26 protein-coding genes are annotated in these 24,421 nt (G+C 71.3%); 18 read left to right on the top strand and 8 right to left on the bottom strand.

Annotated elements, in window-relative coordinates; all coding sequences use genetic code 11:
* Window positions 1-858: a DUF3097 domain-containing protein gene (locus tag ACFQU4_RS11870; RefSeq protein ID WP_377491517.1), complete on the bottom strand. Its 858-nt coding sequence runs from the start codon at window positions 856-858 to the stop codon at window positions 1-3.
* An 81-nt stretch (window positions 859-939) separates the two neighbouring features.
* Complete coding sequence (locus ACFQU4_RS11865; protein WP_179756937.1) at window positions 940-1,293, bottom strand: SHOCT domain-containing protein; 354 nt, start codon at window positions 1,291-1,293, stop codon at window positions 940-942.
* Between the two features lie 178 nt (window positions 1,294-1,471).
* Here ACFQU4_RS11865 and ACFQU4_RS11860 point away from each other — a divergent pair, with 178 nt between their 5' ends.
* The 3 genes from ACFQU4_RS11860 (at window position 1,472) to ACFQU4_RS11850 (ending at window position 3,972) form a co-directional block, all read left to right on the top strand.
* On the top strand, window positions 1,472-2,722 hold the full coding sequence (locus tag ACFQU4_RS11860) for a sensor histidine kinase (protein WP_377491514.1): 1,251 nt from the start codon (window positions 1,472-1,474) through the stop codon (window positions 2,720-2,722).
* Between the two features lie 18 nt (window positions 2,723-2,740).
* Window positions 2,741-3,397 carry a response regulator gene (locus ACFQU4_RS11855; protein ID WP_377491511.1) on the top strand — a complete coding sequence of 219 codons (657 nt, stop codon included), beginning with the start codon at window positions 2,741-2,743 and terminating at the stop codon, window positions 3,395-3,397.
* A gap of 89 nt (window positions 3,398-3,486) precedes the next feature.
* A complete protein-coding gene (locus ACFQU4_RS11850; protein ID WP_377491508.1) occupies window positions 3,487-3,972 on the top strand; it encodes a universal stress protein in 486 nt (161 codons plus the stop codon).
* Window positions 3,973-3,974: 2 nt separating this feature from the next.
* Here ACFQU4_RS11850 and ACFQU4_RS11845 read toward each other — a convergent pair whose 3' ends face one another.
* Entirely contained in the window at window positions 3,975-4,667 is a 693-nt protein-coding gene (locus tag ACFQU4_RS11845; protein ID WP_377491505.1) for a response regulator, read from the bottom strand.
* Window positions 4,654-5,886 carry a sensor histidine kinase gene (locus ACFQU4_RS11840; protein WP_377491502.1) on the bottom strand — a complete coding sequence of 411 codons (1,233 nt, stop codon included), beginning with the start codon at window positions 5,884-5,886 and terminating at the stop codon, window positions 4,654-4,656. The genes ACFQU4_RS11845 and ACFQU4_RS11840 overlap by 14 nt, the downstream gene beginning before the upstream one ends.
* A gap of 114 nt (window positions 5,887-6,000) precedes the next feature.
* Between ACFQU4_RS11840 and ACFQU4_RS11835 the strand changes: the two genes are divergently transcribed.
* Window positions 6,001-6,759, top strand: coding sequence for a GAP family protein (locus ACFQU4_RS11835; RefSeq protein WP_377491499.1), 759 nt, complete (start codon window positions 6,001-6,003; stop codon window positions 6,757-6,759).
* Window positions 6,760-6,832: 73 nt separating this feature from the next.
* Window positions 6,833-7,393: a Uma2 family endonuclease gene (locus ACFQU4_RS11830; protein WP_377491496.1), complete on the top strand. Its 561-nt coding sequence runs from the start codon at window positions 6,833-6,835 to the stop codon at window positions 7,391-7,393.
* Window position 7,394: 1 nt separating this feature from the next.
* Here the strand turns inward: ACFQU4_RS11830 and ACFQU4_RS11825 are convergent, their stop codons facing one another.
* Window positions 7,395-8,225 carry an MBL fold metallo-hydrolase gene (locus tag ACFQU4_RS11825; RefSeq protein WP_377491493.1) on the bottom strand — a complete coding sequence of 277 codons (831 nt, stop codon included), beginning with the start codon at window positions 8,223-8,225 and terminating at the stop codon, window positions 7,395-7,397.
* Window positions 8,226-8,285: 60 nt separating this feature from the next.
* On the opposite strand from ACFQU4_RS11825, the gene hrcA reads away from it, so the two are divergent.
* The 4 genes from hrcA to tgt are packed head-to-tail and all read left to right on the top strand — an operon-like array spanning window position 8,286 to window position 12,493.
* Entirely contained in the window at window positions 8,286-9,302 is a 1,017-nt protein-coding gene (gene hrcA, locus ACFQU4_RS11820) for a heat-inducible transcriptional repressor HrcA (RefSeq protein WP_377491490.1), read from the top strand.
* A gap of 49 nt (window positions 9,303-9,351) precedes the next feature.
* Window positions 9,352-10,527, top strand: coding sequence for a molecular chaperone DnaJ (dnaJ, locus tag ACFQU4_RS11815; protein WP_377491487.1), 1,176 nt, complete (start codon window positions 9,352-9,354; stop codon window positions 10,525-10,527).
* Complete coding sequence (locus ACFQU4_RS11810) at window positions 10,524-11,258, top strand: 16S rRNA (uracil(1498)-N(3))-methyltransferase (RefSeq protein WP_377491484.1); 735 nt, start codon at window positions 10,524-10,526, stop codon at window positions 11,256-11,258. Before dnaJ ends, ACFQU4_RS11810 begins: the two co-directional genes overlap by 4 nt.
* The gene (tgt, locus tag ACFQU4_RS11805) at window positions 11,255-12,493 is read left to right on the top strand and encodes a tRNA guanosine(34) transglycosylase Tgt (RefSeq protein ID WP_377491481.1); all 1,239 of its coding nucleotides are present in this window, start codon (window positions 11,255-11,257) and stop codon (window positions 12,491-12,493) included. The genes ACFQU4_RS11810 and tgt overlap by 4 nt, the downstream gene beginning before the upstream one ends.
* Here the strand turns inward: tgt and ACFQU4_RS11800 are convergent, their stop codons facing one another.
* Window positions 12,494-13,519, bottom strand: a complete 1,026-nt coding sequence (locus ACFQU4_RS11800; RefSeq protein ID WP_377491478.1) for an ABC transporter substrate-binding protein — start codon at window positions 13,517-13,519, stop codon at window positions 12,494-12,496.
* A 133-nt stretch (window positions 13,520-13,652) separates the two neighbouring features.
* On the opposite strand from ACFQU4_RS11800, the gene ACFQU4_RS11795 reads away from it, so the two are divergent.
* Window positions 13,653-13,964, top strand: a complete 312-nt coding sequence (locus tag ACFQU4_RS11795) for a hypothetical protein (protein ID WP_377491474.1) — start codon at window positions 13,653-13,655, stop codon at window positions 13,962-13,964.
* 9 nt (window positions 13,965-13,973) lie between these two features.
* Window positions 13,974-14,534, top strand: coding sequence for a GNAT family N-acetyltransferase (locus ACFQU4_RS11790; protein ID WP_377491471.1), 561 nt, complete (start codon window positions 13,974-13,976; stop codon window positions 14,532-14,534).
* A gap of 22 nt (window positions 14,535-14,556) precedes the next feature.
* Here the strand turns inward: ACFQU4_RS11790 and ACFQU4_RS11785 are convergent, their stop codons facing one another.
* A complete protein-coding gene (locus ACFQU4_RS11785) occupies window positions 14,557-15,807 on the bottom strand; it encodes an amidohydrolase family protein (RefSeq protein WP_377491468.1) in 1,251 nt (416 codons plus the stop codon).
* 17 nt (window positions 15,808-15,824) lie between these two features.
* Between ACFQU4_RS11785 and ACFQU4_RS11780 the strand changes: the two genes are divergently transcribed.
* From ACFQU4_RS11780 to ACFQU4_RS11750, 7 genes are all read left to right on the top strand, one after another.
* The gene (locus ACFQU4_RS11780; RefSeq protein WP_377491465.1) at window positions 15,825-17,639 is read left to right on the top strand and encodes a gamma-glutamyltransferase family protein; all 1,815 of its coding nucleotides are present in this window, start codon (window positions 15,825-15,827) and stop codon (window positions 17,637-17,639) included.
* Between the two features lie 87 nt (window positions 17,640-17,726).
* A complete protein-coding gene (locus ACFQU4_RS11775; RefSeq protein WP_377491462.1) occupies window positions 17,727-18,632 on the top strand; it encodes a dihydrodipicolinate synthase family protein in 906 nt (301 codons plus the stop codon).
* A complete protein-coding gene (locus ACFQU4_RS11770; RefSeq protein WP_377491460.1) occupies window positions 18,632-19,633 on the top strand; it encodes a proline racemase family protein in 1,002 nt (333 codons plus the stop codon). The genes ACFQU4_RS11775 and ACFQU4_RS11770 overlap by 1 nt, the downstream gene beginning before the upstream one ends.
* The gene (locus tag ACFQU4_RS11765; RefSeq protein ID WP_377491457.1) at window positions 19,630-20,292 is read left to right on the top strand and encodes a GntR family transcriptional regulator; all 663 of its coding nucleotides are present in this window, start codon (window positions 19,630-19,632) and stop codon (window positions 20,290-20,292) included. Before ACFQU4_RS11770 ends, ACFQU4_RS11765 begins: the two co-directional genes overlap by 4 nt.
* 5 nt (window positions 20,293-20,297) lie before the next feature.
* Window positions 20,298-21,452 (top strand): NAD(P)/FAD-dependent oxidoreductase, encoded by a 1,155-nt coding sequence (locus tag ACFQU4_RS11760; protein ID WP_377491454.1) that lies wholly within the window; start codon window positions 20,298-20,300, stop codon window positions 21,450-21,452.
* Window positions 21,445-21,717 (top strand): (2Fe-2S)-binding protein, encoded by a 273-nt coding sequence (locus ACFQU4_RS11755; RefSeq protein WP_377491451.1) that lies wholly within the window; start codon window positions 21,445-21,447, stop codon window positions 21,715-21,717. The genes ACFQU4_RS11760 and ACFQU4_RS11755 overlap by 8 nt, the downstream gene beginning before the upstream one ends.
* Window positions 21,714-23,153 carry an FAD-dependent oxidoreductase gene (locus ACFQU4_RS11750; protein ID WP_377491448.1) on the top strand — a complete coding sequence of 480 codons (1,440 nt, stop codon included), beginning with the start codon at window positions 21,714-21,716 and terminating at the stop codon, window positions 23,151-23,153. Before ACFQU4_RS11755 ends, ACFQU4_RS11750 begins: the two co-directional genes overlap by 4 nt.
* Here the strand turns inward: ACFQU4_RS11750 and aztD are convergent.
* The gene (gene aztD / locus ACFQU4_RS11745) at window positions 23,128-24,345 is read right to left on the bottom strand and encodes a zinc metallochaperone AztD (RefSeq protein WP_377491445.1); all 1,218 of its coding nucleotides are present in this window, start codon (window positions 24,343-24,345) and stop codon (window positions 23,128-23,130) included. The genes ACFQU4_RS11750 and aztD overlap by 26 nt on opposite strands.
* Window positions 24,346-24,421 lie beyond the last annotated feature (76 nt).

Genomic DNA, 24,421 nt, shown 5'->3' with positions numbered 1-24,421 from the left:
TCAGCCGATCGCGTGATCGGTGGTGACGAAGTCGATCAACTGCTCGACCACCGTCAGCAGCGGCCGCTCCAGATCGTCCCAGCTGGTCACCCGGCCCAAGATCATCCGCCAGGCGGCGGCGACGTCGGCCTGGCTCTCGTGCGGCCAGCCGAGGGCGGCGCAGATGCCGGACTTCCAGTCGGTGCCGTGCGGGATCTTCGGCCAGGCCGACAGCCCGAGCCGGTCCGGCTTGACCGCCTCCCAGATGTCGATGAACGGATGGCCGAGTACGGACACGTACTCGCCGTGCCGTCCGGCGGTCACCGCATCGGCGATCCGGGTCTCCTTGCTGCCCGGCACCAGATGGTCGACGAGCACGCCGAGCCGCCGCCCGCGGGCCGGGGCGAAGTCGTCCACGATCGCCGGCAGATCGTCGATGCCGCCGAGGAACTCGACGACCACGCCGACGTGCCGAAGATCATCGCCCCAGACCTTCTCGACGAGCTCGGCGTCGTGCCGACCCTCGACGTAGATCCGGCTGGGCAGGGCGACCTTGGCCTTCTCGTGCGGGGTGGCGACCGAGCCGGAAGCGGTCCGGGCCGGTTCCTTGGCGGAGGCGCGGACCGGCGGGGTCAGCTCGACCGGCTTGCCGTCGATCAGGAATCCTGCGCCCAAAGGGAAACTGCGTCGCTTCTCGCGACGGTCCTCCAGGACGACGATGCCGTTCTCGTAGCGGACGATGGCGCCACAGAAGCCGGTGCTGGCGTCCTCGACGACGAGGCCGCGCTGCACCGGGACGGGACGGCTGGTGATCTTGGTTGCTTGCTGCCAGCCAGGAGCGAGAACGTCGCTCCCGTAACGATCATGCGGGGAAGGCACCCGAGAACCTTAAGTCACGACACCGCCCGCCCGGGGAGATTTCCCCGGACGGGCGGTTGGTGTGTCGGCCACCAGCGATGATCAGCGGCGCTTCTTGCCGCCGTCGTCAGTCGGCCACTGGTCGGAGCCCGGCGTCCAGTTCAGCACGCTGGCCCGCTCCAGGAACTCGTCGGTCGAGATGTCGCCGCGGGCGAACCGCTCGGCCAGGACCTTGCGCGCCTCGAACTCGGGCGCCCGGTTCGCGGCGTTGACCCACGGCGGCGGGCCGATCTTGCCGCGCCGGGCCAGGAAGAAGGCGCCGCCGATCAGCAGCGCGAGAAACAGCAGGCACATGATTCCTCCAATAATGGGAAAGGGAAAGAAGGGCGGCGGACCATCGGCCCAGCGATGGGGACCGAACCCGGTGTCCAACGGCACCAACAGTGAACTGATCATGGCTTCAACTCTGGCTCGGCGAACGGCTCCGGACATCGCCCCTCGAGCGGCTTTCCGGCTACGCTCCCTGACGTAGCCGCGGTACGCGCGGCGGTCGATGTGGGCGGCGGATCCCGACATTACGATCGTGGGTCAGATCCAGAACACGACCGAGCGCACCAGCCGAAAGGGGCAGCCGATGGCACGGGCGACGCCGGCCATCCGGCCGGAACCGAGGCAGTTGCTCCTCGACGTGCCGTTGGGCCTGCTGATCGGGATGGCGACCCTGTGGAGCGTGCTGATCAGCGGCTGGATGGGGCACGGTGGCCGGCCGCCCTGGGCGGACGGCGAGGGTCCGTACGGGCCGAACCGGCCGCCCGACCCCGGGTTCGGCGGGCCCGACCGGATCGACCTGACCTGGCCCATCGTGGTCGGCATCCTGCTGCTCACCGCCGGCCTGATCCTGCGCCGGCTGCAGCCGTGGATCGGGTACGGCCTGGTGGTCGTCGGGGTCGCGGTCGGCCTGTTCGCCGGCATCCCGGGCGGCCCGGTCTTCCTGGCGCCGATGCTCGCGATCGCCACTCTGGCCCGGCTGTTCGAGCCGCGGCACTGGCTGCCCTGGTCGGCCGCCCTGATCCCGATGGTCGCGGCCGGGCTGTGGCCGCCGGACGGCCGCGGCTTCGGCGACCCGAACCGGCTCGCCGGCGCGACCTTCGTCCTGGTGCTGTTCGGCCTGGCCGCCATGATCGGCATGATCCGGCGGACCCGGCGGGAGGTCGTCCGAAGGGAGCGGGACGACGACCTGCGCCGTTCCGCGTACGAGGAGCGGCTGCGGATCGCCCGCGAGGTGCACGACCTGATCGGGCACTCGCTGTCGGTGATCAACATGCAGGCCGGGGTCGCGCTGCACGTCCTGCCGAAGAAGCCGGAACAGGCCGAGGAGTCGCTCCGGGCGATCCGGCAGACCAGCAAGGACGCCCTCTCCGAACTGCGGTCCACCCTGGCCGTCTTCCGGGACCCGGACCGGGCCGAGCCGACGGCGCCCGAACCGGGCCTGGCCCGGCTGGAGCATCTCGTCACGGCGATGCGGCAGGCCGGCCGGACGATCGAGCTGACCGTCGAGGGTGAGGTCGGGGACCTGCCGCCGACCGTCGATCACACCGCCTACCGGATCGTCCAGGAAGCGCTGACCAACGTGGTCCGGCACGCCGGCGACGCCCCCGCATCGGTGACCATCGCGCGCCAGAACGGCCGGCTGCTGATCACGGTCGTCGACCAGGGCCCGCCGGTCCGCTCCGACCGGTTGGTCGAGGGACACGGGATCTCCGGAATGCGGGAACGCGCCCGGGCCGTCGGCGGTACGTTGACCGTACAACCCCAACCGGGCGGCGGGGTGGCGGTGCGAGCCCAGCTGCCGATCCGGAACCAGCTGTCGAATCGACCCGAGTAGCGACCGAGAGGTGCAGTGATGACGATCAAGGTGGCGATCGCCGATGATCAACAGCTGGTCCGGATGGGCCTCCGCGTGCTGGTCGACGCCGAGGACGACCTCGAACTGGCCGGCGAGGCGGAGGACGGCCGGCAGGCGCTGGACCTGGTCCGGCGGGCCCGTCCCGACGTGATCTTGATGGACATCCGGATGCCGATCATGGACGGGATCGAGACCCTGAAGGCGATCGCCGCGGACGAGAAGCTGAGCGAGACCCGGGTGGTCATGCTGACCACGTTCGAGAACGACGACTACGTGTTCGAGGCGCTGCACGGTGGTGCGGCCGGGTTCCTGATCAAGGACAGCGAGCCGGAGGACATGGTGCGGGCGATCCGGCTGGCCGCCGCGGGGGAGTCGCTGCTGTCGCCGTCGGTGGCCCGCCGGGTGATCGAATCGCTGCGGTCGCGGGCACCGGCGCGGGCCCGGGTGCATCCGCAGCTGACCACGCTGACCGACCGGGAACGCGAGGTGCTCGGCCTGATCGGGGAGGGCTTGAACAACGACGAGATCGCGGGCCGGCTGTTCGTCAGCCCGGCCACGGCGCGAACCCATGTCAGCCGGGCGATGATCAAGCTCGGAGCCCGCGACCGGGCCCAGCTGGTGGTGATCGCCTACCAGTCCGGCCTGGTCCGCTGAGCCTCAGAAGCCACCCGACCGTAAACCGTGTCCCGGTTGTCTCCGGGCCGGCGGCGGAGGAGAGTGGAAGGCATCCGAGAGGAGTGATCATGGAGTCGACGAGGACACCATGCGAGCCCGAGGTCGTGGTCGGCTTCGACGACTCGCCCTCGGCCCGGGCCGCGCTCGCCTGGGCCGCGCGCTACGCACGGGCCGCCGGACTACGGGTGCGCGCGGTGCATGTGCTGGGCCAGGTGCCCGATCCGATGGCCTGGGTGTCCAGCTACGACGCGGCCGGCTACCTCGGCGAATCGCCCACCCCGGAGGATGTGGAGGCCCGGGTCAAGGACGTCGTCCGGCAGTCCTTCGAGGCCCTGAAACCGGAGCCCGACTGGCGGCTCGACTTCGTCGGCGGCTCGCCCGGCAAGACTTTGATCAAGGAATCCCGGCGGTCCCAGCTGCTGGTGATCGGCACCCGGGAGCACACCGGGATCGAACGGCTGATCAGCGGTTCGGTGAGCCACTACTGCCTCGGCCACTCGCTGCGCCCGATCGTCGCCGTGCCCGCGCCGGACGACCCGGACTACACGGCCTAGGGCTAGGGCGAGACCAGGCCGGCGGAGCGGGCGACGATCGCGGCCTGGGTCCGCGAGGCCAGGTTGAGCTTGGCCAGGACCCGGGAGACGTGCGTCTTCGCGGTCGCCTCGGAGATCACCAGCTCGCCGGCGAGCTGGGCGTTGGACAGGCCGCGGCCGAGGGCGGCGAGCACCTCCCGTTCCCGGTCGGTGAGCTCGGCCAGCCCGGGCACCTCCTCGGCCACCTCGGCCGGCCGGGCCCGGGTGAACTCGGTCAGGATCCGGCGGGTCACCTCGGGGGCCAGGATGCCGTCGCCGGCGGCGACCCGGCGGACCGCGTCGATCAGCGCCGCCGGTTCGACCGACTTGAGCAGGAAGCCGGCGGCGCCGGCTCGCAGCGCGCCGAACACGTACTCGTCCAGATCGAACGTCGTCAGCACCATCACCTGGGCCAGCCGCTCGGACACGATCGCCCGGGTCGCGGCGATGCCGTCGGTGCCGGGCATCCGGATGTCCATCAAGATCACGTCCGGCCGGTACGCCCGCGCCTGCCGGACCGCGGCGTCGCCGTCGGCGGCCTCGCCGACCACCTCGATGTCACCGGCACCGGCCAGGATCAGGCCGAGCCCGGTCCGGATCGCACCATGATCATCGGCGACGACGACCCGGATCGGCCCACCTCGTTGATCACTGCTCTGATGATCATGATCGGACACGGTCGCCTCCGGGGATGATGGCCTCGATCAGCCAGGTGCCGTGATCGGTCGGCCCGGCGGACAGCCTGCCACCCAGGGCGGCGGTCCGGTCACGCAGGGCGTCCAGACCGTGCCCGGCGGACAGCGCGGGATGGATCGCCGCGCCCGAGCCGGCGGTGTTCTCGACCCGTACCACCAGCGGGTCCGCGCCGTCGATGGTCAGCTCGACCGTGGAGCCGGGGGCGTGCTTCGCGGCGTTCACCAGGGCCTCGGCGATGATCCGGTACGCGGTCTGGTCGACCGCCGCCGGCACCGTCGCCGCGTCGCCGCCGAACCGGATCCGCAGCCCGTTGTCCTGGGCCTGCTTGACCAGTTCCGAGACCCGGTCCAGCCGCGGCGGCGCCGCGACCGGCTCACTGTCCGGATCGAGCTCGTTGCGCAGCAGCATGATCATGGACCGCATCTCGGCCAGCCCGGCCAGACTCGACTCGCGGACCGACTCCAGGGCCTTGCGGTCGCCGTCGGCGTCGGCGGGCCGGGCGAGCGCCGCACCCGCCTGCAGGGCGGTGGCCGAGAGGTGAGAGGCGATCACGTCGTGCAGGTCGCGGGCCATCGCCGCCCGCTCCGCCTGCACCGCGCGCTGCCGGTCCAGTTCGCCGACCCGGATCAGGTCGTCGGCCCGCTGCCGTTCCAGTTCGACCCGTTCGGCCGCGAGGCGGGCCAGTTCCTCCTTCATCCGCAGGTCCCTGGCCCACCACAGCGGAACGACGAAGAACAGGGTCAGCTGCAGGGCGATGGCGATCCCGGTCCGCAGTTCCATCAGCGACCAGAACAGGATGCCGACCCCGAAGATCGTCAGTGCGACCAGGACGCTGATCACCCGCCGCGCGCGCGGACGGCCGTACCGGAAGGCCGTGAACAGCAGGTCGAAGATCACCAGCAGGACGCCGAGGCTGCCGCCGATGGCGAAGTCGGCCAGCATGGTGACCGTACCGACGGACAAGGCGATCATGGGATGGCGACGGCTGACGGCGATGGCCAGGCAGCCGACGGTGAGCGGGACGGCGTGCCACCACGGATCGATCTTCACCCAGCCGACCGAGGTCCAGACGTTGGACAGGCCGACGCCGATCAAGCCGAGTCCGGCCAGCCACAGGACGAGCGGCGTCCAGCGGGGGTCGCCGTCCGGCGACATCCACCGCTCCAGCGCGCGCCGCATCGCGGCCACCGTCCCTGTCACGCACCCATCTCAGCACAGGGCCGCCCGGATCCCCATCACCCGAAGGATGTATCCGCCGACGCGGCAAGTGACCTCCTTCGGGCGATGTCGGGTAGGCCGCGGGCGGGCAGGCTGATGATCATGACGCTCTGGCTCGCCGGTTCCCTCGCCGTGCTCGCACTGATCGACTCCACCAGCTTCGGCACCCTGCTGATCCCGATCTGGCTGCTGCTCGGCTCCGAACGGCCGCGGGTGGGCCGGATGTTGATCTATCTCGGCACGGTGACCGGGTTCTACTTCGCGCTGGGCATGATCATCTCGTTCGGCGCGTACGCGTTCATGGACCAGATCCAGGCCGCGCTGGCCACCCAGACCGCCTCGGTCGTCCAGCTGTTGCTCGGTGTCGGGCTGATCCTGCTCAGCTTCGCGCTCGATCCGAAGCGCCGGGCCAACCGCGGGGACGGCGAGCCGGGCAAGATCGCGCGGTGGCGGCAGCGGGCGATGGGCGACGCCTCCGGTGGCGGCTCGATCCCTGCCCTGATGGGCCTTGCGCTCGGCGCCGCCGCGATCGAGGCCGCCAGCATGCTGCCGTACCTCGGCGCGATCGGTCTGATCACGACGTCCGGACTTGATCTTGCCGGCCGGGGTCTGTCCATCGCCGGCTACTGCGTGATCATGATTCTGCCGGCCCTGATCTTCCTGGTGCTCCGGGTGGTCGCGCACCGGCAGGTCGAGCCGCTGCTGCAGAAGATCAACGGCTGGCTGACCAAGAACGCCGCCGGCGCCACCTCCTGGATCGTCGCCATCGTGGGCTTCCTGGTCGCCCGGGACGCGCTCGGGCGGCTGGGCGGGATCGACTGGCTGGTCGACCAGGTCGGCCGGATCACCGGCTGAGCCCGGACTGTCAGCGGTCGGCCGTAGTTTCCGGCCATGGAACTGTGGAGACGGGAGGCCTAGCATGACAGCTATGACGGCGCCGGCGACCCCGATCGGACTGCCCTACGGGCGCGCTCTGACGCGGGACGATCTGGCGGCGATGCCCGATGACGGCCACCGCTACGAACTCATCGACGGGACGCTGATCGTGACCCCGGCGCCGAATTTCGGGCACCAGAGCACGTCCGGGGCGCTCTATCTCGTACTGAGGATGGCGTGTCCGACGGAGTATCAGGTTCTCTATGCACCGTTCGACGTCGCGATCTCGGAGAAGACCGTGCTCCAGCCGGACCTCCTGGTCGCCCGCCGGTCGGACTTCTCGGCTCGTGACCTGCCGAAGGCTCCGCTGCTGGCGGTGGAGATCCTCAGCCCGAGCACCCGGCACATCGACCTCGGCCTCAAGCGTTCGCGGTACGAGGCGGCCGGCTGCCCGTCCTACTGGGTGATCGACCCGGCGGTCCCGTCGATCATGGCCTGGGAACTCACCGACGGACGGTACGAACTCGCCGGCGAGGCCAAGGGCGAGGAGCCGCTGCGGCTGTCCAGCCCGTACCCGGTCGAGATCGTCCCGGCCCGTCTGCTCGACGGCTGACTCAGGCCAGCGGCAGCTGACGCCGCCCGATCTCCGGATGCTCGGCAGCGAGCTGCGCATAGCCCGGCGCGATCCCGCCCGCGACCTGCTCTTTCGGGTAGGCCCACTCGCCACGTTCCAGCGCCTCCGCCTGCGGCACGCCCGACGAGGCCAGCCGCTGCAGCTCCCCGGCCACCGCGGCGACCCGGCCGCGCTGCTCGAACACGTACGCGCGGTCGACCGGCTCGCCGTGCCCCGGCACGGCCCGGCTGGTCTCGGTCATCAGCCCGACCAGGCCGTCCAGGGTGGCCGGCCACTCGTGCGGAAAGCTGTCCGAGCCCCAGGACGGCGGCGCGGCGGACTCGATCAGGTCGCCGGCGAAGACGAGTTCGGCGTCCGGCACGACGACCAGCAGGTCGCCGGCCGTGTGCCCACGACCCAGGTGGGCGATCTCGACCCGGCGCCCGCCCAGGTCGATCCCGGCGGCGACGGCCAGCTCGCGGCTCGCCGCCGGCACGCCGGCCGGCAGCGCGTCGCTGACCGATTCGTGGGCGATCGTCGTCACGTCCGCGAAGGCGGCGAGGCCATGCGCGTGGTCGTAGTGCGCGTGGGTGACCACGACGGTGGTCAGCGGCACCGAGGTCACCGCGGCGATCGACTCCCGGATCAGCCGGCCGTGCTCGGCGTTGCTGCCGCAGTCGACCAGCAGACAGCCGTCGTCGCCGGCGATCAGGCCGAGATTCGCGCTCTCCGGCTCGGCCACCGCGATCCAGATCCGCGGCGCGAACTCCCGCCAGGTCCCGATCCCGATCGTCCCAACCCCGCTCGTGCCGTCCGGCTCAGCCACGCTCACCGGGCTAGACTGGCACTCCCCAGCCGTGAGTGCCAAACTGCGGCCAGCAGCGAAGGAGGCGTGATGGACGACCGCAAGCTCGACGTGTTGCGTGCGATCGTGACCGACTACGTCTCCAGCCAGGAGCCGGTCGGTTCGAAGGCCCTGGTGGAACGGCACAACCTGCGGGTCTCGCCGGCGACGGTCCGCAACGACATGGCCTCGCTGGAGGAAGAGGGCTACATCACCCAGCCGCACACCAGCGCCGGCCGGATCCCGACCGACAAGGGCTACCGGCTGTTCGTCGACCGGCTGGGCACGGTCAAGCCGCTGTCGGTGGCCGAGCGGCGCGCCATCCACACCTTCCTGTCCGGCGCGCTCGACCTCGACGATGTGATCTTGCGCACCGTGCGGCTGCTGGCCCAGGTGACCCAGCAGGTCGCGATCGTGCAGTACCCGACGATGAGCAGCGCCACCGTCCGGCACATCGAGGCGGTGTCGCTGAATCCGGGCCGGATCCTGCTGATCCTGATCACCTCGACCGGCCGCGTCGAGCAGCGCTCCTTCGAGGTCCCCGCGTACGACGAGGACACCCTGGCCGACCTGCGCGCGCACCTCAACGCGGCCGCCGACGGCCAGCCCACCGCGACCGCCGCGACCCGGCTGAGCGAACTGGCCGGGCGATTGCCGGCCGAGCTGGACCCGATCGCGCCGTCGGCGATCGCGGCCCTGCTCGAAATGCTGGGTACGGAGACGAGCACCCGCCTGGTCGTCGGCGGGGTGCCGAACCTGACCCGTTTCGGGGACGACTTCGAGACGACGGTGAAGCCGGTGCTGGAGGCGCTGGAGGAGCAGGTGGTGCTGCTCAAGCTGCTCGGCGAGGCGACCACGGCCGACGCCGTCACGGTCCGGATCGGGCAGGAGAATCCGTACAAGGAACTGCGGACCACGTCGGTGGTCTCTTCCGGGTACGGTGGAACGGACGATCCCTGGGCCGCGCTCGGGATCGTCGGCCCGACCCGAATGGACTATCCCTCGACGATGGCTTCGGTGCGTGCCGTGGCCCGTTATGTCGGCCGTTTTCTCTCCGAAGGATGACTCCGATTCCGTTGCAGACTGATGCCTTGAAGGGACGGCAGTGCCCAAGATGACTGAGGATTACTACGAGATCCTCGGCGTCCCCCGCGACGCCACCCCCGATCAGATCAAGAAGGCCTACCGGCAACTGGCCCGCAAGCTGCATCCCGATGTGGCGCAGGAGCCGGACGCCTCCGACCGGTTCAAGAAGGTCGCCGAGGCGTACGAAGTGCTGCGGGACGAGCAGAAGCGCGATCTGTACGACCGCGGCGGCGACCCGCTCGGCGGCGGGATGGGCGGCTTCAACGGGTTCGGCGGCTTCAACGGCGGCGCGCAGGGCTTCGACTTCACCAACCTGGTCGACGCGATGTTCGGCGGCCAGCAGTCGCGCGGCCCGCGGTCCCGGGTACGGCGCGGCCAGGACGCCGTGGTGCGGCTCGACCTCGACCTGGCCGAGGCGGCGTTCGGCGCCACCAAACCGGTCCGCGTCGACACCGCCGTGCTGTGTCCGCGGTGCAACGGCAGCGGCGCCTCGGAGGGCTCCCAGCCGGTGCGCTGCTCGACCTGTCACGGTCAGGGCGACGTCACCCATGTGCAGCGGTCCTTCCTCGGCGACATCCGGACCACCCAGCCGTGCCCGACCTGCCGCGGCTACGGCACGGTCATCCCGAACCCCTGCGTCGAGTGCAACGGCGAGGGCCGGGTCCGGCACAGCCGCACGATCGAGGTGAAGGTGCCGCCCGGCGTCGACACCGGGATCCGGGTCAAGCTGTCCTCGCAGGGCGAGGTCGGCCCCGGCGGCGGCCCGGCCGGCGACCTGTACGTGGCGCTCAACGTGCAGCCGCACGAAGTCTTCAAGCGGGTCAACGACGACCTCGAGGTGGTCCTGAAGATCCCGATGACGGCGGCCGCGCTGGGCACCGAGGTCGAGGTGACGACGCTCGAGGCCGACCTGCCCGACGCGGACCCGGCCGACACCAAGGTCGCCATCTCGGTACCGGCCGGGACCCAGTCCGGCACCCGGATCACGGTCGAGGGCAAGGGCGCGCCGCGGCTCCGCGGCAACGGCCGCGGCGAACTCGGCGTCACGCTGCTGGTGCAGACCCCGAGCAAGCTCGACGACAGCCAACGTGAGTTGCTGCGCCAGCTGGCCGAGGCCCGCAACGAATCGCGGCCCGAGGTCACCGTGCAGCGGCACAGCAAGGGCGTCTTCGGCCGGATCCGCGACGCCTTCGTCGGTCAGTGACCGATCCGATCTTCTGGTTGGAGGATCTCGCCGACCCGCTGCCGCCGTCCGGCACCCTGCTCGCGCTGACCGGGCCGGAGGGCCACCACGCGGCGGTGGTCCGCCGGATCCGGAGCGGCGAGACGGTCCGGCTCGGCGACGGGCGTGGCCGCGCCGTCGCCGGGGTGGTGGTCGCGGCGAACAAGCAGGGACTCCAGGTCGAGGTCACCGAGGCCCTTCCGGTACGGACTCCGGGCCCGCTGCACTACGTCGCCGCCCAGGCGCCGGCCAAGGGGGACCGCTCCGAACTGGCCGTCGAACTGCTGACCGAGGCCGGGATCGACGAGATCGTGCCCTGGCAGGCCGCCCGGGCCGTGGTCCGCTGGTCCGCCGAGCGTGCGGTGAAGGCGCGGTCCCGCTGGGCGGGTACGGCGAGCGAGGCGGCGAAGCAGTCCCGCCGCCTGACCGTGCCCGAGGTGACCGAACCCGTGTCCACCGCCGGGTTGGTCGAGTTGATCAAGGAATCGGCCCTGACGCTGGTGCTGCACGAGGAAGCGATGACGCCGCTGGCCGAGGTGGCCCTGCCGGCGACGGGCCGGGTGATGATCATCGTCGGACCGGAGGGCGGGATCGCGCCGGACGAACTGGAGACGTTCGCGGCGGCCGGCGCCCGGCCGGTGCTGCTCGGCGAGAACGTCCTGCGGGCCTCGACGGCGGGCGTCGTCGCCCTGGCCGGACTGAGGTTGCGATGACCGGATTCGATTTTGAGATCACGTCCGAGCTGTCGGGGACCCGCGGCCGGACCGGCGTGATCACCACCCCGCACGGGACGATCCAGACGCCGGCGTTCATCGCCGTCGGCACCAAGGCCACCGTGAAGGCGGTGCTGCCCGAGTCGATGGCCGAGCTGGGCGCGCAGGCCCTGCTGGCGAATGCGTACCACCTCTATCTGCAGCCGGGCCCGGACATCATCGACGCGGCCGGCGGACTGGGCCGGTTCATGAACTGGCCCGGGCCGACGTTCACCGACAGCGGCGGCTTCCAGGTGATGAGCCTGGGCGTCGGGTTCAAGAAGGTGCTGGCGATGGACACCGCCGGGCTGGGCGACGACGACGTGATCGCCGCGGGCAAGACCCGGCTGGCCCACGTCGACGAGGACGGGGTGACGTTCACGTCGCACCTGAACGGCTCCCGGCACCGGTTCACCCCCGAGGTGTCGATGGGGATCCAGCACCAGCTGGGCGCCGACATCATCTTCGCGTTCGACGAGCTGACCACGTTGATGAACACGAGGGAGTACCAGGAACGGTCGGTGGACCGGACCCAGCGCTGGGCGGAACGTTGCCTGGTCGAGCATCTCCGGCTGACCGCCGAGCGTGCGGACCATCCGTACCAGGCGTTGTTCGGGGTCGTCCAGGGCGCCCAGTACGAGGACCTGCGGCGCCAGGCGGCTCGTGATCTTGCCGCCCTGCGGCGACCGGACCAGGCCGGAAACGATCATGGTTTCGACGGGTACGGCATCGGCGGCGCGCTGGAGAAGGAGCGGCTCGGCGAGATCGTCGGCTGGGTGACCGACGAGCTGCCCGAGGACAAGCCGCGGCACCTGCTCGGGATCGCCGAGCCGGACGACTTCTTCGTCGCGATCGAGAACGGCGCCGACACGTTCGACTGCGTGAACCCGTCCCGGGTGGCCCGCAACGCGGCCGTCTACTCCTACGACGGCCGGTTCAACGTCAACACCGCGCGGAACCGGCGGGCGTTCGCGCCGATCGACGACGAGTGCGACTGCTACACCTGCGCGCACTACACCCGGGCCTATCTGCACCACCTGTTCAAGGCGGGGGAGATGCTGGCGTCGACCCTGTGCACGATCCACAACGAACGCTTCATCGTGTCGCTGGTGGACCGGATCCGGACCAGCATCGCCGACGGCAGCTACGCCGAGTTCAAGATCAGCTTCCTGAAGCGCTACTACGCGACGGCGTGATCAGGAACCCGGCCGGCCGCAGCAGCCCTTCGGCTCCCGGGTCAACTTGCCGGTCGGCGCCAGCTCGTCGGCCAGCGTATTCAAGATCACCGACTGCAGCTTGTAGCTCGGCGGCGACACGTAGTCCCAACGCACCAGCTGGCCCGCCTCGACCGACGGCAGCTTGGCGAACGACGGCTTGTCCTTGGTGATCTGGTCCGGTTTGGCCGCCTGCGACCGGGTGTCCCACATGATCACGTCGAGGGCGTACTTGTCGGCGTTCTCCCAGCTCAGGTACTCCCAGAACTCACCGTTGTTGGGGTTCTCCGGCGCCACCAGGCCGAGCCCCAGGCTCGCGTAGTACGCGAGATCGGCGTTGTCCTTCGGTACGGCGATGTACATCATCTGCGGATCCAGGGCGACCGCGGCGATCCGGACGTCCGGCTTGCTCGTCGCCCAGTCCCGGAGCCGGTTGGACGCGGCTTCGAAGTCGGCCTTGTCCTTGGTGATCTCCGGCGAACCGAGATCGACGCCGAGCGAGGCGGCCAGCTCCGCGTACCGGGCGATCGTCCGGTCCAGCGTCGCGCCCTTGCCGTGGTTGATCTTGACCATCGGCGCGATCTCGGCCATCTTCTTCTCTTCGTCGGTCAACTCGGCCTCGGGCGACCAGGTGCCGTAGACGATCAGGTCCGGCGCCAGCGTGGCGAGCTTCTCGATGTCGGCCTGACCGTACTCCTCGCCGAGGTTCGTCACCGCCGCCGGATCCACGTTGCCGGATTGCGGATTGGGCTTGCCGTCGACCGGGGACAGCGGCCCGAACGTCCCGACCGCCTTGATGCCGAGGTCCCACAGCGCGCCGGCCGAACTGGTGTACGCGACGATCCGCTTGGGCACCTCGGGCGCGGTGACGGTCTGGCCGCGATCGTCGACGAAGCTCCAGCCCTGCTGGGTCTCGGCAACGGGCGGCGGCGTGGAGGCGCAGGCGGCGCCGGCGAGTACGAGCAGAGCGGCCAGGCAGGCCAGCACGGACCGGATCGGTCGAGCCACGAGAGTCCCCCTCGGTTAGGTCAGGCTTACTTTATAGCCTGTGGCGGCGTTGCGGACAGAACGAGGTCTGCGATCCGGACAGCGTGTGTGTCACGCTGTGCCGGGGGTCTTTCGAGGAAGGGGGACCGGGGACGTGATGGAGAGCTACTTCGCGGATGCGCGAAAGAAGCCGTTGTTCGGCTGGATCGTCGCGGGTGAGGTGATCGGTGGTCTCGGGTTGCTGTGCACGGTGATCTTCGCGGTGCTCGCCTTCACCTGGACACGCGAGCAATCGGCGTACGCCCGCACTAGTATGATGATCGTCCCCAGATTTTTTCCCTTGTATCTGTGGCTGACCTCCTCGCTCGCCTGCCTCCTCATCGGCATCGGCGTGATCTGGGTGATTGCCGCCCATCTGGTCCGGGCGTTCCTGCTGCGACGCCCCGAGGCGACACCACGCTCGTAGGCTGGGCCAGTGCCCACCCTGGAGTTCCCGGAGCTCGCCGATGACGTGGTCCGGCTGCGTGCCTGGCGGGACGCGGACGCCGATGATCAACTCGCCGGGCTCACCGACCCGCTGTTCGTACGGCACTCGGACGTGCCACCGCTCGACCGGGACAAGATCATCCGCAGGATCGCCACGCTGGACCGGCAGCGCAAGACGGGCTCCGCGATCTACTTTGCGATCGTCGCCGCCCACGACGACACCGAGGTGCTCGGCGAGGTGTCGCTGAGCGACCTCGACGGCGGCACCGGGCGAGGCAGCGTCGGCTACTGGCTGCTGGGCGCGGCCCGGGGCCGCGGCGCCGCGACCCGTGCGGTCCGATTGCTGGCCGGCTGGGCGTTTGCCGAGCTGGGCCTGGCCCGGCTCGAGCTGACCTGCGGACCGGACAATCCCGGTTCGCAGCGGGTGGCGCTGCGCAGCGGGTTCCGGCAGGAGGGTCTGCTCCGGTCGCATCAGCCGTTCAAGGGCGGCCGGCGGGACAGTCTGATCTTCGGACTGCTCCCGAACGATCTCGCCGCCACCGAACCCTGAGCCCGTCGAAGGGCCTCGTTGATCAACCCTCGAAGCAGACGGTCCCGGACCTGATCACCGTGCGCGGCCGGTCCGGGTCACACAGCACCTCGGGATCGGTGAACACGTCGCCGGACAGCACCAGCAGGTCGCCGACGCAGCCGGTCCGGATCCGACCAAGATCATCGCGCTGGATCAGGTCGGCGTTGACGGAGGTGGCCGAGCGCAGCGTGTTGGGCCAGCCGTCGATCTCGGCCTGCAGTCGCAGCCCGTTCAGTTGATCATCCTGCAGGTCGCCCATCAGATCGGAGCCGAAGCCGATCGGCACCCCGGCGGCCCGGGCGATCGGGATCGAGTCGCGGCCGGCGTCGAGCACCTCCCGGTTCTTCCGCTGGGCGAACTCCGGCATCCCGACCGCGGGGCCGCGGTCCTCGTTGGCGCGGTAGGCAGCCAGGGTCGGCACCAGGTAGGCGCCGTGCTCGGCCATGATCGCCGCGGCCTCGGTGTCGAGCAGGTTGCCGTGTTCGATGCTGCGGCAGCCGGCCAGGACCGAGTGGATGATCGCCTCCGGTGAATAGGCGTGGACGGCGACGTACGATCCGCGCCGGGCGGCCTCCTCGGTGGCGGCCCGCACCTCCTCGGTCGAGTACTGCGGCACCCGCAGCGGATCGGCGGGCGAGACCACGCCGCCCGAGGTCATCAGCTTGATCGCGTGCGCGCCGCGCCGGAACCGGTCGCGGACGGTGCGCCGGATCTGGTCCGCCCCGTCCACCACCTCGCACATCTGGTGACCGTGCGAACACTCGACGCTGTCGGCGCCACGGCTGTCGCCGTGCCCGCCGGTCTGGCTCAGCGCCGCGCCGGTGTAGAGGTAGCGCGGTGACCAGTAGAGGCCCTCGACGCCGGCCCGGGCGAACGCCGGGTCGCCGCCGGCGACGTCGCGCACGGTGGTGAACCCGCGGGCCAGCGCCGCGGTCAGCCGCCGGGCGGCCTTGACGCCGAGGTAGCTGCCCGGGATCCGGTCGGCCAGTGCGCCGGTCAGGTCGATGGCGAACGCGTGCAGGTGGGCGTCGATCAAGCCCGGCAGCACCGTCCCGCCGCCGGCATCGATCACCCGGCCGGACCCGGTCACGTCCGGGCCGGCCTCGACGATCCGGCCCGCCTCGATCCGTACCCCGCCTCGGTAGGGCTCCTCGGCGATTCCGTCGAAGATCATCCCGTTGACCACGGTGAGGTCGGACTCGGCGATCACGGCATGGTCGGTCCGCAGACCGAACCGGCGACTGCTCTCCATCCTCCCAGCGTAGTAGCGTGAAGCGATCCGACCGCACGATCATGATCAACTCCGGATCGCCGAGGAGCACCGCCATGATGACCACCCGCCCGGAACTGATCGGCGACTTCGGCATGGTGGCGAGCACCCATTGGCTCGCCTCCGCCGCGGGGATGAGCGTCCTGGAGCGCGGCGGCAACGCGGCCGACGCCGCCGTCGCGGCCGGCTTCGTGCTGCAGATCGTCGAACCGCACCTGAACGGCCCCGGTGGTGAGGTGCCGATCCTGGTCTGGTCCGAGAGCGAGCAGGAACTCAAGGTGATCAGCGGCCAGGGCGTGGCGCCGGAAGCCGCGACGATCGGGGCGATCACCGGTCAGGGCCTGGACCTGATGCCCGGTACGGGACTGCTGCCGGCGACCGTGCCCGGCTCGTTCGGCGCCTGGCTGCGGCTGCTCCGGCAGTGGGGCACCTGGTCCGTGGCGGACGTCCTGGAACCGGCGATCACCCTGGCCCGCAAGGGAAGTCCGGTGCTGTCCCGGGTCGAGGCGACGGTGGCCGGGGTGGCCGACCTGTTCCGTACCGCCTGGCCGAGCTCGGCCGAAATCTGGCTGCCCGACGGTGCGCCGCCGGCGGCCGGGAGCCGGTTCCGGAACCCGGTCCTGGCCGAGACGTACGCCCGGGTCGCCCGCGCGTCCGAGCAGGCCGGTGGCAGTCGCGATCAGCGGATCCAGGCCGCGCACGACGCCTGGTACTCCGGCTTCGTCGCCGAGGCGATCGACGCGTTCTGCCGTACCGCCGAGGTCCTGGACACCAGCGGCGAACGCCACCGCGGCCTGCTCACCGGGGCCGACCTGGCGCGCTGGCAGCCGCCGGTCGAGGACCCGGTCGTGATCGACTACGGCCGCTACCGGGTCGCCAAGACCGGGCCGTGGGGCCAGGGCCCGGTGCTGCTGCAGCAGCTGGCCTTGCTGCAGGCCGCCGGGATCGACGCGGTCGAGCCGGGCTCGGCCGACTGGGTGCACCTGATCACCGAGGCGAGCAAGCTGGCCTACGCCGACCGCGAAGCCTGGTACGGCGATCCCGACTTCACCGACGTTCCGCTGGACGACCTGCTCAGCCCCGAGTACGCGAAGCAGCGCGCGACGCTGCTCGGCGACACGTCCTCACCCGACCTGCGCCCCGGCAGCCCGGGAGGACGCGAGCCGACGTTGCCGCGCTACCCCGGTGATCATGAACCGGATCCGGGCGCCGGGTCGGGCGAACCGACCCTGCGCGGCGACACCTGCCACCTCGACGTCGTCGACGCGAACGGGATGATGATCTCCGCGACGCCGAGCGGCGGCTGGCTGCAGTCGTCCCCGGTGATCCCCGGCCTCGGCTTCTGCCTGGGCACCCGGGGGCAGATGTTCTGGCTGCAGGACGGGCTGCCGAACTCGCTCCGGCCGGGCGCCCGGCCGCGCACCACGCTCACGCCGTCGTTCGCCTTCCGGGACGGCGAACCCTGGCTCGCCTTCGGCACGCCCGGTGGTGATTTCCAAGATCAGTGGTCGCTGCACTTCCTGCTCGACGTGATCCACCGCGGGATGAACCTGCAGCAGGCGATCGACGCTCCCGACTTCCACACGCTGGCCGTACCGAACTCGTTCTATCCGCGCGACATCCACCCGCGGCACCTGCTGATCGAAGATCGTTTCGGGGAGCCGGTGATCGAGGAGCTGCGGCGACGCGAGCACCTGGTCGAGGTCGGCGACGGCTGGTCCCTCGGCCGGATCTCCGCCGTAGCCCGGGACGGTGGCTGGCTGAAGGCCGGCGCCAACCCGCGCGGTGCCCAGGGCTACGCCGCCGGGCGGTAGCCGTCCTTCCCGCTACCGGAGCGCGTGGCGTGCTTCGGTTCGGCCGGCCTCTATCTTCCGGTGCCGTGTGACATTACACTGCGGTTCATGGTGGAGCAGAGCAAGCCTTGGCGTGGAGTTCAGGTGGCGGCGGCGCTGCCGTTCCAGGACGACCTGACGATCGACGTCGACGCGTACGCGGAGCACGTGAGATTCCTGGCCGAGAACGGGTGCGACGGGATCTGCCCGAACGGGTCGCTCGGGGAGTACCAGACGCTGACCGACGAGGAGCGGGCGCTGGTCGTCCGGACGGCGATCGAGGCCGCGCCGGACGGGTTCTCGGTGATGCCGGGCGTCGGCGCGTACGGTGCGCTGCAGTCCCGGCGCTGGGCCGAGCACGCCGCAGAGGCGGGGGCGCAATCGGTGCTGCTGCTGCCGCCGAATACGTACCGGGCCGACGAGACGACCGTGGTGGAGCACTACCGCGAGGTGGCCAAGGCCGGCTTGCCGATCGTCGCCTACAACAACCCGTACGACACCAAGGTCGACCTGACGCCGCCGCTGCTGGCCCGGCTGTTCGGCGAGGGCCTGATCGTCGGCGTGAAGGAGTTCACCGGCGACGTGCGCCGGGCCTACCGGATCGCCGAACTCGCGCCCGGCCTGGACGTGATCATCGGCACCGACGACGTGCTGCTCGAGCTCGGCATCGCGGGCGCGGTCGGCTGGATCGCGGGGCTGCCCAACGCGCTGCCGGCGATCAGCGTCGAGCTCTACCGGCTGGCCACCTCGGCCGACCCCGCTGATCTTGCCGAGGCGCTGCCGATCTACCGCGCCCTGCACGCGCTGCTGCGCTGGGACGCGACCACCGAGTTCGTCCAGGCGATCAAGCTCATGATGGACGTCGCCGGCCGCAAGGGTGGGGCCTGCCGGCCGCCGCGGCTGTCGCTGCCGTCGGAGTCGGCGGCCGAGATCACCGGCGAGGTGGAACGGGCGCTGGCCCAGGGCTGGCGCTGATGCGTTCGAAGCGCGTCTTCCACGCGGTCGACTCGCACACGGAGGGCATGCCGACCCGGGTGATCACCGGCGGGGTCGGCGTGATCCCCGGTGCGACGATGGCCGAGCGGCGGCAGTGGTTCGCCGAGAACCAAGATCACGTCCGCACCCTGTTGATGTACGAGCCGCGCGGCCACGCCGCGATGAGCGGTGCGATCCTGCAGCCCCCGACCCGGCCGGACGCCGACTACGGGGTGCTGTTCATCGAGGTGTCCGGGCTGCTGCCGATGTGCGGGCACGGGACGATCGGGGTGGCCACGGTGCTGGTCGAGACCGGCATGGTCGAGGTCGTCGAGCCGGTCACGGTGATCAATCTGGACACGCCGGCCGGGCTGGTCCGGGCCGAGGTCGCGGTACGAGACGGCGCCGCGACCGCGGTGACGCTGCGCAACGTCGACTCCTTCGCGCACGCGCTGGACCGGACCGTCGAGGTCCCGGGGTACGGTCCCGTCGGCTACGACCTGGCCTTCGGCGGGAACTTCTACGCCATCGTCGAGCTGGACCGGCTCGGGCTTCCGTACGACCGCGCGGCCGGTGCCGAGTTGATCAAGGCCGGGCTGGCGATCATGGACGCGATCAACGAGGCCGACCGGCCGGTCCATCCCGAACGGTCCGACATCGCCGGCTGCCACCACGTCTATCTGGCCGCGCCGGGCTCGGACGCCCGGCACTCCCGGCACGCGATGGCGATCCACCCGGGCTGGTTCGACCGGTCGCCGTGCGGCACCGGGACCAGCGCCCGGATGGCCCAGCTGCACGCCCGGGGCGAACTGGCGCTGGACACCGACTTCGTCAACGAGTCGTTCATCGGCACCCGGTTCGTCGGCCGGCTGATCGACACGGCGACGGTCGGCGGCCGGCCCGCGGTGGTGCCGACGATCACGGGCCGGGCCTGGGTCACCGGCACGGCGCAGTACCACCTCGACCCGACCGATCCGTTCCCGGCGGGATTCCTGTTGTGACGCAGGCGTTGCGGCCGCTCAAGCGGGAGAATCTCCGGGACTCGGTGAAGCGGGCGATCCGGTCGGCGATCATCTCCGGTGAGATGGAGCCGGGCCGGGTCTATTCGGCGCCGACGCTGGGGGAGACCTTCGGCGTCTCGCCGACCCCGGTCCGGGAGGCGATGCTCGACCTGGTCCGGGAGGGTCTGGTGATCTCCCTTCCCAACAAGGGCTTCCGGGTCACCGAGGTGTCCGAGTCCGACCTCGATGACGTGGCCCAGCTGCGGACGCTGATCGAGCCGCCGATGGTACGGCTGGTGGCGGGCACGATCGACGCCGCCGGGATCGAGCGGCTCCGCGAGCAGGCCGGGAAGATCGTCGACGCGGCGCGGGCGGGGGACCTGATCGACTACGTGTCCTGCGATCTCGACTTCCACCTGACCCTGCTGGAACACGCCGGCAACCGGCTGCTGCTTGATGTCGTCGCCGACCTCCGGGCCAAGACCCGGCTGCTCGGACTGACCCCGCTGCTGGAGTCCGGCCGGCTGGTCGAGTCGGCCGAGGAGCATCTGGTGATCATGGACCTGGTCGAGGCGGGCCGGGGTGAGGACGCGGAGGCGTACCTGCGCCGCCACATCGGGCACGTCCGCGGCCTGTGGGCCGCCCAGCCCGAGGCATGATCACGATGCGGCATCCCGATCTGGTGATCATCGGTGCCGGCGTGGTCGGCGCCTCGTGCGCGTACTTCGCCGCCCTGGCCGGGTTGCGTACGGTCGTCCTGGACCGGGCCGGGGTGGCCGGCGGTACGTCGAGCGCCGGCGAGGGCAACCTGCTGGTGTCGGACAAGGAGCCCGGTCCGGAGCTGGCGCTGGCCCAGTACGCCCAGCGGCTGTGGCGGCAGGACCTCGCCGAACACGCGGCCCGGTGGGAGTTCGAGGCCAAGGGCGGGGTGGTGGTCGCGGCCACCGCGCCGGCGCTGGCCGGGCTGCGCCGGCTGGCCGACGCCCAGCGCGCCGCCGGCGTGATCGCCGATGATCTTGGTCCGGACGACCTGCCCGACTACGAGCCCGAGCTGGCGACCGGGCCGGCCGGGGGAGCGTTCTATCCCGAGGACGCCCAGGTGCAGCCGATGCTGGCCGCGGCCCAGTTGCTCCGGCTGGCCCGGGACCGCGGTGCCGAGCTGCGCGCGGCGGAGGTGACCGGGTTCCTCCGGTCCGGCGACGACGTGGTCGGCGTCCGTACGGCCGACGGCGGGACGATTCCGGCCGGCCGGGTGATCAACGCGGCCGGCACCTGGGCCGGCGAGGTCGCCGGACTGGCCGGGGTGACGCTGCCGGTGTTGCCGAGGCGCGGGTTCATCCTGGTCACCGAGCCGGTCGGCAGGCTGATCCGGCACAAGGTCTACAGCGCCGACTACGTGGACAACGTGGCCAGCTCCGACGCGATGCTGCAGACCTCCCCGGTGATCGAGGGCACGCCGAGCGGGACCGTGCTGATCGGGTCGTCGCGGGAGCGGGTCGGCTTCGATCATGAGGTCAGGCCCGAGGTGCTGGGGCTGCTGGCCCGGCAGGCGATCGAGCTGTTCCCGGTGCTGGCCGGGGTGCGGGTGCTGCGGCACTACCACGGGTTCCGGCCCTACTGCCCGGACCATCTGCCGGTGATCGGCGCCGATCCGCGGGCACCCGGGTTGTTGCACGGCTGCGGCCACGAGGGTGCCGGGATCGGCCTGTCGGTGGCGACCGGTGCCCTGCTGACCCAGGTGATCACCGGCGAGCCGCCGGGGGTGGACCCGGCGCCGTTCGCGCCCGAGCGGTTCGAGGCCGGAGTTGATCATGAGTGAGCGGCCGTACCTGATCAAGGTCGACGGCACGGACGTCCCGGCCCGGCCGGACCAGACCGTCGCCGCCGCGCTGATCGCGGCGGACATCGTGTCCTGGCGGCGGACCAGGCGGTACGGCCGGCCGCGCGGGCTGTTCTGTGGCATCGGGGCCTGCTTCGACTGCCTGGTCCGGATCGACGGCGGGCCACCGGTCCGCGCCTGCCTGATCCCGGCCGGCAACGGCATGATCATCGACACCGACCGTGACGACGAGGGAGCGTCGTGACCGGCCCGGAACGGTTCGCCGCGGTCGTCGTCGGGGCCGGCCCGGCCGGGCTGACCGGCGCGGTCCGGCTCGCCGCGGCCGGGCTGCGGACCGCCCTCGTCGATGCCGCGCCGCGCCCGGGCGGCCAGTTCTGGCGGCACACCGAGGCGGCCGGAACCCGGGGCCAGCACGACCGGTCCGCGCTCCGCCGGCTGTTGCGCGACCTGGCGGCCCATCGGAAGGCGGGCCTGATCGACTACCGGCCCGGTCGCGAGGTCTACCTGATCACCGGCGCCCCCGGCGAGCGGCGCCTGGAGCTCCGGCCGACCGCTCCCGGCGGCCCGCCCACGGCGGACGACGGACCCGAAGGGGAGTCGGTGATCGCGGAGCGGCTGTTGCTCTGCCCGGGCGGCCATGATCGACAACTGCCGCTGCCGGGCTGGGACCTGCCCGGGGTGGTCGCGGCGGGCGGTGCGCAGGCGCTGCTCAAGGGGCAGCGGACCCTGGTCGGGCGCCGGGTGCTCGTCGCCGGGACCGGGCCGTTCCTGCTGCCGGTGGCCGTCGGCCTGGCCCGCGGCGGCGCGACGGTGGTGGGAATCTGCGAGGCCAACGACCCGGGCCGCTGGGTCCGCTCCGCGGCCGCCGTCGCCCGCGTGCCGGGCAAGCTCCTCGAAGGGGCCGGCTATCTGGCCGGGCTGGCCCGGCAGCGGATCCCGTACCGGAGTAGGACGATCGTCGGCGAGATCCGCGCCGACGACCGGGTCCGCTCGGTCCGGCTGGACCGGCTGGACCGGGCCGGGAACCGGGTCCGGACCGGGATCGCCGAGCTCGAGGTGGACACCGTCGCGCTCGGCTGGGGGTTCACCCCGTCGCTCGAGTTGATCATGATGGTCGGCGCCGCGACCGGGCTCGGGGTCGACGGTTCGCTGATCACCGAGGTCGACGCCGGGCAGCGGACCAGCCAGCCGGACGTCTACGTCGCCGGCGAGGCGTGCGGGGTCGGCGGCGCGGCACTGGCCAGGCTGGAGGGCGAACTCGCGGCCCGGAGTCTGCTCGGCGAGTCGCCGACCGAGGACAAGATCATCCGCCGGATCGGCCGGCTGCGCGCGTTCGCCGAGGCGATGCACCGGGCCCACCCGGTGCCGGCCGGCTGGCCGGACTGGTGCCCGCCGGACACCCTGCTGTGCCGCTGCGAAGAGGTGACCCTGGCCGAGGCGGAACGGGCCACGAGCGATCTCGCGGCCCGTTCCGCCCGGCAGCTCAAGCTGTTCACCCGGTGCGGCATGGGCTGGTGCCAGGGCCGGATCTGCGGCCCGAACGTCGCCCGGCTGGTCCGCGGCCGCGACCAAGATCACGACGACGTCGAGGACCTTCGGGCGATGGCGAAGCGGACCTTCGCCGTACCCGTCACGCTGGGCGAACTGGCCCGGCTCAGTGACCCTCGCCGACCCCGCTGATCTCGTTGGGCACCTGCGGCAGCTCCACCGAATCGACCACCTTGTTCCCCGGCAGGTAGATCACGTGCACGGTCGAGGTGGCCGGGTCGGTGACCCAGGCGGTCTCGTCCTCGACCAGCAGCGTCGGCCGCGGGTCCTGCCAGTCGACCGGCTCCCGCCACGGCTCGATGATCTTGATCTGCTTGGTGATCTTGCCGGTGTCCGGGTCGATCACGTGCAGCCGGCCGTCGGTGCCGAGCACCAGCGCCTCACCGTTCGGGCCGCGGCCGAGCGAGCGGAAGGTGTAGCTGGTGCCGAGCTCGACCAGCCGGAGCTTGGCGGTCTCGGTGTCGATCAGGCTGATCCGGGTCGGCTCCTCGAGCTCGGCGTCCTTGTCGGTCTTGTAGTCGCCGAGTACGACGTCGGACCGCGGTGAGCCGGCCTGGTTGCCGATCCGGCCGTACTCGTCCGGGCTGTCGATCTTGACGAACTTCCCGTCCCGCCAGAGCAGTACGCCGTCCGAGCAGCCGGCCAGCACGGTGCCGCTCTCGGTCGCCGCCTCGCCGTGCAGGTCCGGGCAGTCGTCGCTGGCCGCCACCTCCTTCAGCGCGGAGTCCAGCACCTGCGCACCGGTCCGGCCCTCCTCGGTGCCGACGCTGACGAACAGGCCGCCGTCGGACAGCGGCACCGCGACCCCGTGGTGCGGCGACGGCGCGGTCCAGGTCGGTTCGCCGGGCGCGGTGTTGATCTTGGCCGGATCGAGCACCCGAACCGTCCCGGCACCGTCGCTGAACAGGGCCACCTTGCCGGAGTGCCGGACCACGTGGCCGGGCTCCGGCGCCGGGTACGTGGTGTCGGTGAACACCGCCTCGCCGGCGAAGAAATGATCATGGTCGCCGTGGCCCTTGACCTCGACCCCGGTGTCCAGCACCCGGAACCCGTCGGCGGTCGAGACGAGCAGGTGCCGGCGATCACCGGCCGGGTTGAGCCGGAGGAAGCCGGGCAGCTTCAGGTCGGCGACCGGCTCCAGGGTGTCGCGGTCCAGCACCAGGATCCCGCCGTTGTAGCTGACCGAGATCCGCGGCCCGGTCACCTCGGGCCGCTCGGTGCCCGCCCCGCTCGGCGCGGCCGGCTCGCTCGGCGTGGCACAGCCGGCCACCGCGAGCAGGGTCGCGGCCAGGGCGGCGGTCAGCGTCGCGCGTACCTTCCTCATGACGTCCCCATTTCGATATTGAAAATCATTGTCATTATGAGGAAAGCCTAACCCGGAAATCTGCGGGCGGCGAGTC

It is taken from the genome of Microlunatus sp. GCM10028923 (assembly GCF_042666975.1).
In the GTDB taxonomy this organism is placed as follows: Bacteria; Actinomycetota; Actinomycetes; order Propionibacteriales; family Propionibacteriaceae; genus Microlunatus.
This window is presented reverse-complemented; position numbering and strand designations above follow the sequence as displayed.

What these genes read in the sequence shown, in the direction of transcription:
- ACFQU4_RS11860 (WP_377491514.1), top strand. Translation starts at nt 1,472, where the DNA reads ATGGCACGGGCGACGCCGGCCATCCGGCCGGAACCGAGGCAGTTGCTC.
- ACFQU4_RS11785 (WP_377491468.1), bottom strand. Translation starts at nt 15,807, where the DNA reads ATGGAGAGCAGTCGCCGGTTCGGTCTGCGGACCGACCATGCCGTGATC.
- ACFQU4_RS11755 (WP_377491451.1), top strand. Translation starts at nt 21,445, where the DNA reads ATGAGTGAGCGGCCGTACCTGATCAAGGTCGACGGCACGGACGTCCCG.
- ACFQU4_RS11835 (WP_377491499.1), top strand. Translation starts at nt 6,001, where the DNA reads ATGATCATGACGCTCTGGCTCGCCGGTTCCCTCGCCGTGCTCGCACTG.
- ACFQU4_RS11760 (WP_377491454.1), top strand. Translation starts at nt 20,298, where the DNA reads ATGCGGCATCCCGATCTGGTGATCATCGGTGCCGGCGTGGTCGGCGCC.
- ACFQU4_RS11775 (WP_377491462.1), top strand. Translation starts at nt 17,727, where the DNA reads ATGGTGGAGCAGAGCAAGCCTTGGCGTGGAGTTCAGGTGGCGGCGGCG.
- ACFQU4_RS11855 (WP_377491511.1), top strand. Translation starts at nt 2,741, where the DNA reads ATGACGATCAAGGTGGCGATCGCCGATGATCAACAGCTGGTCCGGATG.
- ACFQU4_RS11850 (WP_377491508.1), top strand. Translation starts at nt 3,487, where the DNA reads ATGGAGTCGACGAGGACACCATGCGAGCCCGAGGTCGTGGTCGGCTTC.
- ACFQU4_RS11865 (WP_179756937.1), bottom strand. Translation starts at nt 1,293, where the DNA reads ATGATCAGTTCACTGTTGGTGCCGTTGGACACCGGGTTCGGTCCCCAT.
- ACFQU4_RS11770 (WP_377491460.1), top strand. Translation starts at nt 18,632, where the DNA reads ATGCGTTCGAAGCGCGTCTTCCACGCGGTCGACTCGCACACGGAGGGC.
- dnaJ (WP_377491487.1), top strand. Translation starts at nt 9,352, where the DNA reads ATGACTGAGGATTACTACGAGATCCTCGGCGTCCCCCGCGACGCCACC.
- ACFQU4_RS11830 (WP_377491496.1), top strand. Translation starts at nt 6,833, where the DNA reads ATGACGGCGCCGGCGACCCCGATCGGACTGCCCTACGGGCGCGCTCTG.
- tgt (WP_377491481.1), top strand. Translation starts at nt 11,255, where the DNA reads ATGACCGGATTCGATTTTGAGATCACGTCCGAGCTGTCGGGGACCCGC.
- aztD (WP_377491445.1), bottom strand. Translation starts at nt 24,345, where the DNA reads ATGAGGAAGGTACGCGCGACGCTGACCGCCGCCCTGGCCGCGACCCTG.